The sequence below is a fragment of the Streptomyces sp. NPDC018031 genome, from assembly GCF_044327625.1.
Taxonomy (GTDB): Bacteria; Actinomycetota; Actinomycetes; order Streptomycetales; family Streptomycetaceae; genus Streptomyces.
The window spans coordinates 95,576-108,361 of the sequence record NZ_JBIRFT010000011.1 but is presented as its reverse complement, the minus strand read 5'-3'; the positions used below and the strand labels follow the sequence as shown (position 1 = coordinate 108,361).

13 protein-coding genes are annotated in these 12,786 nt (G+C 75.2%); 11 read left to right on the top strand and 2 right to left on the bottom strand.

The genetic code is table 11. The features are described 5' to 3' along the window. The first annotated feature begins 1,096 nt into the window (after window positions 1-1,096). From ACH4B3_RS23270 to ACH4B3_RS23245, 6 genes are read left to right on the top strand one after another with little or no spacing between them, the layout of a single operon-like run. Window positions 1,097-2,554: a histidine kinase gene (locus ACH4B3_RS23270; RefSeq protein WP_398465576.1), complete on the top strand. Its 1,458-nt coding sequence runs from the start codon at window positions 1,097-1,099 to the stop codon at window positions 2,552-2,554. Beyond that, complete coding sequence (locus ACH4B3_RS23265) at window positions 2,551-2,991, top strand: roadblock/LC7 domain-containing protein (protein ID WP_398465574.1); 441 nt, start codon at window positions 2,551-2,553, stop codon at window positions 2,989-2,991. Before ACH4B3_RS23270 ends, ACH4B3_RS23265 begins: the two co-directional genes overlap by 4 nt. A gap of 26 nt (window positions 2,992-3,017) precedes the next feature. Continuing rightward, window positions 3,018-3,347 (top strand): DUF742 domain-containing protein, encoded by a 330-nt coding sequence (locus ACH4B3_RS23260; RefSeq protein WP_398465572.1) that lies wholly within the window; start codon window positions 3,018-3,020, stop codon window positions 3,345-3,347. Next, entirely contained in the window at window positions 3,328-3,924 is a 597-nt protein-coding gene (locus ACH4B3_RS23255) for a GTP-binding protein (RefSeq protein WP_398465570.1), read from the top strand. Before ACH4B3_RS23260 ends, ACH4B3_RS23255 begins: the two co-directional genes overlap by 20 nt. Then, window positions 3,921-5,147, top strand: coding sequence for a cytochrome P450 (locus ACH4B3_RS23250; RefSeq protein WP_398465568.1), 1,227 nt, complete (start codon window positions 3,921-3,923; stop codon window positions 5,145-5,147). Before ACH4B3_RS23255 ends, ACH4B3_RS23250 begins: the two co-directional genes overlap by 4 nt. Continuing rightward, complete coding sequence (locus tag ACH4B3_RS23245) at window positions 5,144-6,409, top strand: cytochrome P450 (protein WP_398465566.1); 1,266 nt, start codon at window positions 5,144-5,146, stop codon at window positions 6,407-6,409. Before ACH4B3_RS23250 ends, ACH4B3_RS23245 begins: the two co-directional genes overlap by 4 nt. 115 nt (window positions 6,410-6,524) lie before the next feature. Here ACH4B3_RS23245 and ACH4B3_RS23240 read toward each other — a convergent pair whose 3' ends face one another. Next, the gene (locus ACH4B3_RS23240) at window positions 6,525-7,574 is read right to left on the bottom strand and encodes an aldo/keto reductase (protein ID WP_398465564.1); all 1,050 of its coding nucleotides are present in this window, start codon (window positions 7,572-7,574) and stop codon (window positions 6,525-6,527) included. Between the two features lie 189 nt (window positions 7,575-7,763). Between ACH4B3_RS23240 and ACH4B3_RS23235 the strand changes: the two genes are divergently transcribed. Beyond that, window positions 7,764-8,624, top strand: coding sequence for an isocitrate lyase/phosphoenolpyruvate mutase family protein (locus tag ACH4B3_RS23235; protein WP_398465562.1), 861 nt, complete (start codon window positions 7,764-7,766; stop codon window positions 8,622-8,624). Window positions 8,625-8,672: 48 nt separating this feature from the next. On the opposite strand, the gene ACH4B3_RS23230 is transcribed toward ACH4B3_RS23235, so the two are convergent. Then, window positions 8,673-9,731 (bottom strand): GlxA family transcriptional regulator, encoded by a 1,059-nt coding sequence (locus ACH4B3_RS23230; protein ID WP_398465560.1) that lies wholly within the window; start codon window positions 9,729-9,731, stop codon window positions 8,673-8,675. A 53-nt stretch (window positions 9,732-9,784) separates the two neighbouring features. On the opposite strand from ACH4B3_RS23230, the gene ACH4B3_RS23225 reads away from it, so the two are divergent. The 4 genes from ACH4B3_RS23225 (at window position 9,785) to ACH4B3_RS23210 (ending at window position 12,756) form a co-directional block, all read left to right on the top strand. Next, window positions 9,785-10,180: a cupin domain-containing protein gene (locus ACH4B3_RS23225; RefSeq protein ID WP_398465558.1), complete on the top strand. Its 396-nt coding sequence runs from the start codon at window positions 9,785-9,787 to the stop codon at window positions 10,178-10,180. Between the two features lie 429 nt (window positions 10,181-10,609). Beyond that, window positions 10,610-11,059: an SRPBCC family protein gene (locus ACH4B3_RS23220; protein WP_398465556.1), complete on the top strand. Its 450-nt coding sequence runs from the start codon at window positions 10,610-10,612 to the stop codon at window positions 11,057-11,059. Between the two features lie 225 nt (window positions 11,060-11,284). Further along, complete coding sequence (locus tag ACH4B3_RS23215) at window positions 11,285-11,980, top strand: DNA polymerase beta superfamily protein (RefSeq protein WP_398465554.1); 696 nt, start codon at window positions 11,285-11,287, stop codon at window positions 11,978-11,980. Between the two features lie 158 nt (window positions 11,981-12,138). Beyond that, complete coding sequence (locus ACH4B3_RS23210) at window positions 12,139-12,756, top strand: hypothetical protein (RefSeq protein ID WP_398465552.1); 618 nt, start codon at window positions 12,139-12,141, stop codon at window positions 12,754-12,756. Window positions 12,757-12,786 lie beyond the last annotated feature (30 nt).

Below are 12,786 nucleotides of genomic sequence, written 5' to 3'. Positions count from 1 at the left end.
GGCCGGCCCGCCGCTGACCCCGGACACCACCCGGCCGTACCCGGCGGGGAGACGGCGGGTGGCACCGCGGAGCCTGACGGCGGGTCCGACGGCCCCCGGCCGGCGGCCGTCCCCCCGCGGCGGCGGTGCCCCGGCGGCGGACCCCGGCGTCCACCGGCACACCGCGCGGCCGGGGTGGCGGCGCGGGCACGGCGGGGCCGCGGCGCCCCCGTGGCGCGGGAACCCCACCCGGCCGGAGCCCGGCCAGGCCGTCCCCTGATCCGACCCGACCTCGCCCCCCGGAGTTCCGATGACTGGCAGCACCAGCCACCCCCGGCCCGGTCCGTCCGGACCGTTACCGTCCCGGGCCGCGACGGCAGCGGCCCCCGGCGCCGTCATCCCGGCGATGGAGCGGAGGGCGGCGGTCCCGTCGGATGCCCGGCCCTCCCCCGGACGTCCGGGGCCGGGCGGCGCCGGCTCGGATGCGGCTCGGTGGTGAGCGCAGGCGCGGCGCGGGCGGTGGGCCGCCGTTCGGTCACCCGCTCCGCGGAGCCCCGGACCGGCCGGCGGACCGGGGGCGCGCCGCACCGCGGTCACCCGGCCCGGTCTTCTGCCGCCCCCTGCCGCGGACTGCCGGCGGCCGGACCGGGTGACCGGTGGTCGCGCCGGACGCCGGGGCGCGCCCGGGCCGTGTGCGCGGCGTTGCCCGGTGCCCGCCCCGGTGGTCATCACGTGCCGGGGAGACCCGCCCGCGCCGAGGAGCGCGGCGCGGGCGGTCGGAGCCGTTCCCGGGCGCCCGGCACCGCCGCCGACCATCCGGCGCACCCCGGGCGCATCCGCCGCTCCGCCCCGCTTCCGTCCCGTCACGGCCGGCCCGCGCGCGGGCCGGCCCGGCCGGAGCGCTGCGGACTCCCGGCCGACCCCCGCCCGGGGCCGCCGGCTGCCGGGATGTGAGGACGCCTCCCGGCACGCCCGCCCCGCGCCCCGCCCTCCCGGACCGGCGGCCTTCGGCACCGGGGCCCCTCGGTCGGCGGCGCTCGCGCGGAAGGGGCGGCCCCACCCTCCGGTCAACCTCGGCTTCGGCATGTGCCTGGCCCTTGCAGCTGAAGGACTCTCATTGATCAACGCCAACGTCCTGATCGAGATGGCGCTGGGCGGCGGGCTCGTCGCCGCGTCCGGCGCGCTGGTGGCGCAGACCCGCGGCAAGCAGGCGGCGCTGCGGGCCAGGCGTGCCGCCGAGTCCGAGCTGACCCAGGCCAGGGCCGCCGCCGAGCTGTCGGTCCGGCAGGTCAGGCAGGCCGCCGCCGAGGAGGCCGCGGCGCTGCGGCGGCAGGCGGTGACCGACCGGGACCTGCAGCAGGCCGCCCTGGCGGAGACCCGGAACCTCGTCGAGCAGCGGTTGCCGCGGCTGGTGGACGCGGAGGTCCGCCGGCACCCGGGGGTGACGGTGCCGGGCCCGTCCGAGCCGCTGCTCCAGGACTCGTCGTGGCAGGACCTCCACCAGCGGGCCCTGGACCTGGTCCGCGAGGCCGTGGAGACGACCCGGTCCGCGGTGGCGCGGTCGGCCCGCGCGGGTGTCCGGGGTGCGGCGGACGAGGCGCAGACCTTCCTGACCAGGCTCCAGTTGAAGATCGACGAGGAGCTGGGGAAGCACCCGCAGGCGAGCGCCTACCACCAGAGCCTCGTCGAGATCGACCACTTCGCCACCCGGAGCCTGCACACCCTGCAGCGTCTGCGCATCCTCGCCGGGTCGTGGCCGGGCACCCAGCGGGCCAACGCCTCCCTCCGGGAGATCGTGGAGAGCGCGCGCGGCCGGGTCGGCCCGTACGACCGGGTGGAGTACACCTACCGGCCGGACGTCGGCGAACTGTTCGTCGAGGGCCGGGTGGTCGAACCGATCGTCGTCGCCCTCGCCGAGCTGATGATCAACGCGGCCATGTACTCCAGTGACACGGTGAGCGTGTACGCGCAGCAGGTTCCGGCCGGCTGCCGCATCGTGGTGGAGGACACCGGCCTGGGCATGAACGCCTTCCAGCTGGCGGAGGCCGAACGGCTGCTGTCGCAGCGGGTGCTGCTGGACGTCACCGCACTGGAGGACGAGCGGAAGCTCGGCTTCGCCATCATCGGGCGGCTGATCCACGACTACGGCTTCCGCGTGGACGTCGGCGCCCCCTCGGCGAGCGGCGGGGTGAAGGCCGTGCTGCTGGTGCCCACCGGCCTCATGGGCGAGCCGCCCGAGCACGACGAGCCGGCGGACGCCCCGCTGGAGGCGCCCCCCGCGCCGCCCGCCACCAACACCGCCACCAACACCGCCACCACCACCGGCACCGGCACCGGCACCGGCACCGGCACCGGGCACCCCGCTCCCCCGGGCGCACCGCTCACCACGGTCTCCGGACTCCCCAAACGGCAGCCGAAGCAGTTGTCGGCGGTGCCGGCGTCAGGGCCGAGCCAGGAAGCCCTCACCGACACCGCGGGCACCGAGGACCTCGCCGACGGCTTCGAGCAGATGCGCCGCGCCTTCAGCACCGGATACGCCGAGAACGACACCGACACCGAAGGACTCCACCGATGAGCACCGATCAGCACACCGCCGACTCAACGGACCTGACCTGGCTCCTCAACAACCTGACCCGGGAGCCGGGAGTGGTCCACGCCCTGCTGTTCACCACCGACGGGCTGGTGCTGGCCGCCTCGGACGGGCTGCCGACCGACGACGCCGAGCGCACCGCCGCCGCCCTGTGCGGTGTCAAGTCGCTCCAGGCGGACCTCGGCGCGTTCTGCGGCCGGCCCGACGGGGCGGACGACCGGCTGCGCATGCGGCATGTGGTCAGCGACCTCAAGGACGCCACCGTGCTGCTGTTCGCCGCGGGGGTGCGCACCGGTCTGGGGGTGTCGGTGCGCGGGGACTCCCTCAGCCAGGAGGTCTCGGTGGCCATCACCGCCACGCTGAAGATGATCGCCGGGATGCGTCCGGTGCTGGACGCGCGCGAGCGGAGCGGCACCGCGTGACCCCGCCGGGGCGCCAGAAGCGCGGCATGGTGCGGTCCTACACCGCCACCGGTGGGCGTGCCCGGCCGTCGCGGAGCACGCTGGACGAGGCCACGCTGCTCATCGCCGACCCCAAGATGCCGCTGGCCGGGCTGTCGGCGCAGGCGTACCGGGTGATGGACCTCTGCCTGCCGGGCGTGCTCTCGGTGGCCGAGGTCGCCTGCCACCTCGAACTGCCCGGTGCCGTCACCAAGGTCGTCGTCTCCGATCTCGTCGACAGCGGCCACCTGGTCGCCCGGGCGCCGTTCGTCCCCGCGGCGCACCAGCACGACGAGGATTTCCTGAGAAGGGTGTTGCATGGACTTCAACAGCTCTGACCGCCGCTACCTGTCGGCCGGAGCCCGCTCGGTGAAGGTGCTGGTCCTCGGCCCGTTCGCGGTGGGCAAGACCACCCTGGTGGGGTCCGTGTCGGAGATCCGTCCGATGCACACCGAGGAGCGGATGACCGTGGCCGGGGAGCTCGTGGACGACCTCGGTGGGCTGACCGGCAAGGACACCACCACGGTCGCGATGGACTTCGGGCGGGTCACCCTGGCCGAGGACATCGTGCTGTACCTGTTCGGCGCTCCCGGCCAGCCGCGCTTCCACCGGATGGTGCGGTCGCTGCTGGAGGGGGCGCTGGGCGGCCTGGTGCTGGTCGACACCCGGCGCATCGACCAGAGCTTCGACGCGATCGACCTGCTGGAGTCGGCGGGGCTCCCGTACACCGTCGCGGTCAACCACTTCGAGGGCGCCCCCCGCTACAGCGACACCGAGATCCGCGACTCCCTGACCATGGCCGACGACCGGCCGCTGGTGTGGCTGGACGCCCGCCACCGCCACTCGGCGAAGGAGGGGCTGATCGCCCTGGTCACCGACATCCTCGCCCGTCCCCGCCTGGAGCCCGCACGATGACCGCAGCAGCCGCCGTCCCCCGCCTGTTCGGGGACGCCTTCGCCACGGCGCCGGAGGAGGCCTACGCCGCGTTGCGGTCGGCGGGCCCGGTCGCCTGGGCCGAGATCGCCGAGTCCGTGCACGCGCTGGTGGTCACCAGCCACCGGGCCGCGGTCTCGCTGCTCAACGACACGGCGACCTTCAGCAAGGACAGCCGCCGGTGGGCCGCGCTGAACTCCGGCGACGTGCCGCCGGACAGCCCGGTCCTGGCGCTGATGGCCTTCCGGCCGAGCCTGCTCTACGCGGACGGCGCGGAGCACGAGCGCCTGCGGGTGGCGCTCGAGGACTGCATGGCGCGCATCGACATCCACGAACTGCTGGAGACCACCCAGGCCCACGCCGACCGGCTCGTCTCCCGCATCGCCCCCGCCGGTCGCGCCGACCTGATGGTCGACTTCGCGGACACCCTGCCGCTGCTGGTCTTCGCCGACATCCTGGGCTGCCCCGCCGAACTGGCGGTGCGGATGGTCACCGCCTGCCAGGGCATCATCGGCGCCGGTGCGACGGCGGCGCAGGCGGCCGCCGACTTCGCGCACATCCTCGCCGAGCTGATCGAGACGAAGACGGCGGATCCGGGGCCGGACTTCACCTCCTGGATGCTCCAGCACCCCGCCGGGCTGGGCTTCGAGGAGATCCTGCACCAGCTGTACTGCTTCGTCGGCGCGGGCACCATCCCCACCGCGGCCTGGATCGCCTCCGGGCTGCGGCTGCTGCTGGAGGACGACGCCTACGCGGGCGACCTCACCGGTGGCACGGTCACGGTGCGGCGCGCCATGGAGAAGGTGCTGTGGACCCGGTCCCCGATGGCGAACTTCAGCGTGCACTTCGCCCGTCGCGCGACCATGCTGCACGGCGTGCCGGTCCCGCCCGACGTACCCGTCCTGATCAGCCACGCCGCCACCGGAACCGACCCCGCCCTGCCGCCCGGCCTGGGCTACGACAACCGGGCGCACCTCGCCTGGTCGGCCGGGCCGCACCGGTGCCCGGCCGACAGCCAGGCCGGGGTCATCGCCCAGACCGCGATCGAGACGGTCCTGGACCGGCTGTGGAACCTGGAGCTGACCGACCCCGGGGTGCCCAACCGGCACGGCCCGTTCCACCAGTGCCCCGTCTCGCTGAACGTCCGCTTCCGACCGCAGCCGGCCGACGCCCGCGCTGCCGCACCCACCGGAGGACGCACATGACCCGTGACCCGATCGCCCTCGACATCACCGGCGGCCGGCTGTACCAACAGGCCGACGAGCTGCGCGCCGCGGGACCGGCGGTGCGCGTGGAGATGCCCAGCCGGCTGACGGCCTGGTCGGTCACCCGGGGCGATGTCGCCAGGACGCTGCTGACGCACCCTCATGTGTCCAAGGACGCCCGCCGGAGCTGGCCGGGCTACCGGCCCTTCGCGATACCGTGGCTGGCGGCCTGGGTCGACGTGGTGTCGATGTTCACCAGTGACGGTGCCGACCACAAGCGGTTGAAGGACCTGGTCGGGCGGGCGTTCACGCCCCGCCGGATCGAGGCGATGCGCCCCGCCGTCGAGGCCATCGTCACCGATCTGCTGGACGCCATGGCGGCCGCCGGACCGGGGCGCACCACCGACCTGCGTGCCGCGTTCTCCTACGCGATCCCCACCCGGGTGATCTGCAATCTCTTCGGCGTCCCGGACGACCAGCGGCCCCGGATGCTGGACGTGATCGACGCGGTGCTGGACACCAGCGTCTCCGAGCACCGGGCCGGGGAGATCCGCAACGAGCTGTTCTCCGTGATGCACACCCTGATCGCCACCAAGCGCTCCGCCCCCGGCGACGACATGACCAGCGTGCTGCTCGCCGCCCATCTGGAGGACGGGGACCGGCTCAGCGAGGAGGAGCTGGTCAGCACCCTCATTCTCATGATCGGCGCGGGTTCGGAGACCGCCGTGTCGCTGATCGACCACGCGGTCGTGGAACTGCTCGGCCACCCCGGTCAGCTCGCCGCCGCCCTCGCCGACCCCGGGCGCTGGGACGACGTCATCGAGGAGACGCTGCGCAAGCACCCGCCCATCATGCATCTGCCGCTGCGGTACGCCACCGCGGACATCGACCTGGGCGAGGGCGTGACCATCCGCGGCGGCGACCTGATCCTCGTCGGCTTCGGGGCGCACGGCCGGGACGGGACCGTCAACGCCGACCCCGACCGGTTCGACATCGACCGCGGCGACCGGCAGCACCTGGCGTTCGGGCACGGTGTCCACTACTGCCTGGGCGCGCCGCTCGCCCGGCTGGAGGCGCGCGTCGCCCTGCCCGCCCTCTTCAGCCGCTTCCCGGAGCTGCGGCTCGCCACCGGGGCGGACGCCCTCCGGCGCCAGCCGTCCTTCATCGGCAACGGCTACCCCCGGCTGCCCGTCGTACTGACCCCGGCCCCGGACACGGGCACGGGCACGGGCACGGGCACGGGCCGCGGCCCGGCGGGCTGACCACGCCGGCCCGCGCGGCCACCGGCCGCCGGGGCGGGCCCGGGGCCGGCGGGCCGGTCGCGGCGCCGCGGGGCGGTGCGGTGCGGGTGCCCGCGGCCCCGCAGCGCCCCGGCCGTCAGGCGGCGGACCGGTCGCCGGCCGCGCGGCGCCGCCGGACGGGGTCGGTCTGGTAGGGCGGACGCCAGGAGCCGTCGGGGTGGTAGAGGTTGGTGCCGGGCGGGACGATCGCGTCGATCCGGTCCATGACGGCGTCGTCGAGGACCAGCCCGGCGCCCTCGAGGGTGTCCTGGAGCTGCTGGTGGGTGCGCGGGCCGATGATGACCGAGGTGACGGCCGGGTGCGCCAGCGGGAAGGCGACCGCCAGCTGCGGCAGTGTGCAGCCGAGGTCCTCCGCGACGGCGACCAGTTCCTCGAGGGCTTCGAACTTGGCCGCGTTGCCGGGCGCCGCCGGGTCGAAGCGGTACGGGGTGAGGGCGGGACGGCCGGTGGTGAGGTCGATCGGCCGGCCCTTGCGGTAGTGGCCGGTGAGGAAGCCGGAGGCGAGCGGACTCCAGGTCAGCGCGCCCATGCCGAGCCGCTGCACGACCGGCAGCACGTTCGCCTCCACGCCCCGGGCGAGCAGCGAGTACGGCGGCTGCTCGGTACGGAACCGCTGCAGGCCTCGGCGTTCGGCGACGTGGTGCGCCTCGACGATCTCCTCGGCCGGGAAGGTCGAGCACCCGAACGCCCGGATCTTGCCCTGGCGGACCAGGTCGCCGAGGGCCGACAGCGTCTCCTCGATGTCGGTGGTGTGGTCGAACCGGTGCACCTGGTACAGGTCGATCCAGTCGGTGCCCAGCCGCCGCAGGCTGTCCTCCACCTCCCGGACGATCCAGCGCCGCGAGTTGCCGCCCCGGTTGGGGCCCTCGCCCATCGGGAAGTACACCTTGGTGGCGAGCACGACATCGTCCCGGCGGCCTGCCAGCGCCTTGCCGACGATGGTCTCCGACTCGCCTCCCGAGTACATGTCGGCGGTGTCGACGAAGTTGATGCCCTGGTCGAGCGCGGAGTGGATGATCCGTACGCAGTCGTCGTGGTCCGGGTTGCCCACGTGGCCGAACATCATGGCACCGAGGCAGTAGGTGCTCACCTCGATGCCGGTGCCGCCGAGAACGCGGTAGCGCATGGTGGAAGATCCCTTGTCAGTGGGGAGAGTTGGGGTGATGCCGCCGACTGTACGAGCTTGAGCGCGGTCTAGATCAAGCGCTCCGGGCCCGGGCGGACCGGCTGCGGGGCGGGCGCGGCCGGCCCGGCGGTGACGCCGGCCCCCCACGGTTCGGCCGGCACCGAAACGTCCCTGCCCTAGCGTCGGGGCATGACGCACACCGCACACGACCGCGACCCGCGCCCGGACCGGCGGGCGGACCGGCGGGCGGACCGCCCGCTGTCCCCGTTCGCCCGTCTGCACCACCAGGCCGATCCGCTGCTGCTGCCCAACGCCTGGGACCACGCCTCGGCGGCGGCCCTGGCCGCGCAGGGGTTCGCCGCCGTCGGCACCACCAGCCTGGGCGTGGCCGCGGCCGCCGGTCTGCCGGACGGGGCGGCCGCCACCGCCGGGGCGACCGTGGCACTGGCCAGGCGGCTCGGGCGTGGCGCGTTCCTGTTCACCGTCGACGCCGAAGGGGGGTTCAGCGACGCCCCCGAGGAGGTGGCCCGGCTGGCCCGGGAGCTGTACGCGGCGGGCGCGGCGGGCATCAACCTCGAAGACGGCCGCCCCGACGGCACGCTCGCCCCGGCGGAGCTGCACGCGGCGAAGATCGCGGCGGTGAAGGCCGCCGTGCCCGGGCTGTTCGTCAACGCGCGCACCGACACCCACTGGCTGGGCCGGCGACAGGAGGAGACCGCGGCGCGCCTGGCCGGCTATGCGCGGGCCGGTGCGGACGGGGTGTTCGTACCGGGGCTCTCGGACCCGGCGGGCATCGCCGCGCTGACCGCGGTCGTCACCGTTCCGCTGAACATCCTGTACACGCCGGACGGTCCCGGCCTCGCCGAACTGGCGGCGCTGGGTGTGCGCCGGGTCAGCCTCGGCTCGCTGCTGTACCGCCGGGCCCTGGCGGCGGCGGTGGCCGCCGCGACGGCGGTCCGGGACGGCCGGCCGGTGGACGTGGGCGCTCCGTCCTACGCCGAGGTGCAGCGGCTGGCGGTGCCCGGTGCGGCGCCCCGGCACCCGCGGTGACCGGCCGGGCCCGGTCACCGCGCCGGCCCGGCGCCGCTCCGGCCCCCGTCAGCCGCCGCCCGGTCCCGGGGCGGGAGCGGCCGCCGGGTGGCGAGGCACGGCGGGGCGCCCGCCTGGTCCCGCCCCGGGGCCGAACCGCTGCCGGTAGGCCGAGGGGGTGAGCCCGGTCTCCCGCCGCATCAGCGCACGCAGATGGGCCGCCGTCCCGAGGCCGCTGCGCCGCGCGACCACCTCGAAGCGCGTCTCGCCCCGTTCGATCAGCCGGCACGCCAGGGCCAGCCGCTCCCCGGTGAGCCATGCCAGCGGCGTGGTGCCCAGTTGCGCCTGGAAGCGCCGGTGCAGGGTGGCCGGGCTGACCGCGGCACGCGCCGCCAGGTCCGGCACGGTGAGCGGTGCGCCGAGCCGCTCCTGCGCCCAGGCCAGGACCGGCGCCAGGGACTCGTCCGGCACCTCGGGCACCGGCCGTTCGATGAACTGCCGCTGCCCGCCGTCCCGGTGTGCCGCGAAGACCAGGCGCCGGCTGACCGAGTTGGCGACCTCCGCGCCGTGGTCCCGGCGGACGATGTACAGGCCCAGGTCGAGCGCCGCCGCGCTGCCCGCGGCGGTGAGGATGTCGCCGTCGTCCACGAAGAGCACGTCCTCTTCCAGCCGGACCGCGGGGAAGCGGGACCGGAAGGAGTCCGCCCACTGCCAGTGCGCGGTGGCCCGGCGCCCGTCCAGCACCCCGGCCTCGGCCAGGGTGAACGCGCCGCTGCAGAAGCCCACCAGGCGCGCGCCGCGTGCGTGCGCCCGCCGCACCGCGTCCAGCACGGCCGGCCGGCGGGGCACCTCCACGTCGGGCCGGTTGGGCACGATCAGGGTGTCCGCCGCGTCGGCCGCCTCCAGCCCGGCGACCCCGGTGAGGGTGAAGAACCCGTCCCGCATCAGGGTGCGCGACGCGGCGGAGCAGATGCGGAAGTCGTAGAGGCGGCGGCCGATCTCGGGTCTGCGCAGACCGAAGACCTCGGTGGCGCAGCCCAGCTCGAAGGGGTTGGAGTTCTCGTCCACGATCACGACGACCCGGTGCGGGGCGGCCGCACGGCCGCCCTGCGAGGAATCTTGCGGCATATGCGATTCCTAGCACTCACACCGGCCGGGCTCAAGCGGCGAGAGTCTGGCCCATGAGCAACGAACCCATCGCCCTCACCGCAGCCCTGGCCACCTTCGACGCCCTGTGGAGCCCCCGCATCGTCACGCGCGTCAACGACTACGACGTCCGCGTCGCCAAGGTCGGCGGCGAACACGTCTGGCACGTCCACGACGACACCGACGAGTTCTTCCTGGTGCTCGACGGTGAGCTGCGCATCGCCCTGCGGGACGGCGACGGGGAGCGCGTCGTCACCCTCCCCCAGGGGTCGGTCTTCACCGTGCCGCGCGGCGTGGAGCACAGGCCGAGCGCCCCCGGCGGTGCGGCGATCCTCCTCTTCGAACCCACCGGCACCCCGACGGTCGGCGACCGCCACGACGAGGTCCCCGGCCATGTGGACGTGACCACCGGGCATCCGCTGGGCTCCTGACACCGCGGGACCGGCCCCCGGCCGAGCTGGCCTGGTGGCGGATCGCCGCGCTGACCCCCCGTCCGGTGCTGGTGGGCGCCTGCGCGCCGGTGCTGGTCTGCGGCTACCTCCTCGGCCTGCACATGCCGGTGGGGCTCACCAGGGGGCTGGCCATCGGCTTCAGCACCGTCCTGACCCTCGGCATGCTGCGCGACGGCGGCGCCCGGCGTCCGCCCCGCCGCCCCCGGAGTTCGCGGCGGTCGCCCGGCCGCCGGACCGGTGACCGCCTCCCGGGGGCCGGATGCGGCCGACGGGTGTCCGGGCCGTCGCGCCGCGCGGGCTGCTCCGGCGGAGCCATGGTGCGCGGTGGCCGGGGTAGGCGCGGCGTCGTGGCACCAAGCCCGGGGCCCGCAGCGGCGGGTCACCGTACCGACCGAAAGGAATGTGGGCATGTCGCAGGTCGAGGAGTCGATCGAGGTCGCCGTTCCGGTGGGCACCGCCTATGACCAGTGGACCCAGTTCGAGTCGTTCCCCGAGTTCATGGACGGGGTCGAGCGGGTCGAGCAGCGCACCGACGCGCTCACCCACTGGGTGACCTCGATCGGTGGTGTGAAGCGGGAGTTCGAGGCACGGATCACCGAGCAGATCCCGGACGAGCGCGTCGCCTGGACCACCGTGGAGGGCGAGGCCAGGCAGGCCGGCGTGGTCACCTTCCACCGGCTGGACGACACCAGGACCAAGGTGATGCTGCAGATGGACTTCGCTCCGGAGGGCCTGGCCGAGACGGTCGGCGACAAGCTCGGCTTCGTCAAGCGGAAGGTCACCGGCGACCTCGAGCGGTTCAAGCGGTTCATCGAATCCCGCGGGACGGCGACCGGCTCCTGGCGCGGCCAGGTGTGAGCGCCGGCCCGGACGGGGGTGCCCGGGCGAGACCCTCCGCGGCGGAGCGGCCGTCCGCCGCCGGGCGGAGACGGGGGCCGCGGCGGCTCCGGCCGCCGTGGCCCGCCGCGGGTCCGGCCGGCCGGACCCGCGGCGGGCGGGACGGGCCGGTCGTCCGTTCGCCCGCCCGGAGGTGTGCGGAAACCCGCTGGCCAGGTGAGCCGGTCCTCGGTGAGGATCGGCCGTATGGCGCAACGGGAGCAGTGGGTCGAGCAGCACACCATCCTGTCGGTCGTGGTGGGTTCGCGGGCCTTCGGGCTCGCCACCGCGGCCTCGGACGTGGACCGGCGAGGGGTGTACGTCGCACCCACCGAGGACTTCTGGCGCATCGGCAAACCGCCCACCCACCTGGACGGTCCCCTCCCCGAGCAGTTCAGCTGGGAGGTCGAGCGGTTCTGCGCACTCGCCCTGTCCGCCAACCCCAACCTCCTCGAAGTCCTCCACAGCCCCCTGGTGGAACGCGTCACGCCGCTCGGCCGCGAACTGCGGGAGCTCTCCCCCGCCTTCCTCTCCCGCCGCGCCCACCAGACCTACGCGCGCTACGCGCAGTCCCGGTTCGCCAAGGCGCAGGCGCGACGGGCTGACGCGGGCGAGCCCCGCTGGAAACACGTCATGCACCTGCTCCGCCTGCTGATCAGCGGCGCCGAACTGCTGGAGAGCGGCACCGTGCGGACCGACGTGGGGTCCCACCGCGACCGGCTGCTGGCCGTGCGCCGGGGCGAACTGCCGTGGCGGGAGGTCTGCGCCTGGCGCGACCGGCTCACCACCCGCCTGGACGAAGCGCTGGCGCACAGCCCGCTGCCCGCGGAACCGGACACCGCACGGGTGGAGGAGTGGCTGGTCTCGGTCCGCCGCCGGTCGCTGTGCCCGGCCACCGGCTGACCCGCCGCGACCGGTGCCGCGGGACCGGCTGATCCGTGGCCGGCCGCGGGGCACCGCGCGGGGTGGCACCGGCACTCCCGTGTTTACGCCGTGAGCGCCGGGTAACGCTGGGTTCCACCAAGCCTCGCGTGAGGGACCTCTTCCCGGAAGGCGGAAGCATGCCGGTAGTCGTCATCGTCATCCTGGCCGTGGCCGCGGCCATCATCGTGGCGCTCATCCTCGCCCCGCCCGTTCTCCAGAGCAGCGCGAGCGGCCTGCGCAGACGCTTCGGCCCGGAGTACGACCGGGCCGTCCGGGAGCACCGCGGCGACACCCGGGCGGCGCTGCGGGAACTCAGTGAACGGGTCCGCCGGTACGGCGATGTGCAGCCCCGTCCGCTGCCGCCGCAGGAGCGGGAGCAGTACGTCGCCCGGTGGGCCGGGTTGCAGGAGCGTTTCGTGGACGCTCCCGCCGCCACCGTCACGGAGGCCGCCGACCTGCTGGACCGGCTGGCCACCGAGCGCGGCTTCCCGGAAGGCGCGGAGCACCGGGCCGACGCGCTGTCCCTGCACTACGCCCCCCAGGTCGAGGGCTACCGGGAACTGCGCCGGGTGGCCGGGCGCGCCGACGCGGCGGAGACCGGGACGGAGGAGCTGCGGAAGGCCCTGGTGGCGGCCCGCCCCCTGTTCACGGAGCTGGTCGTGGCCCAGCCCGCCGACCGGCCGGCGCAGCGCCGGCTCAGCCGGGTGCCGCGGCAGAGCGGCGGCCGCTACAGCCGACGGCACCGGAACGCCTGACCCACTGCCATGACCGCGCCCCGGAGCGAG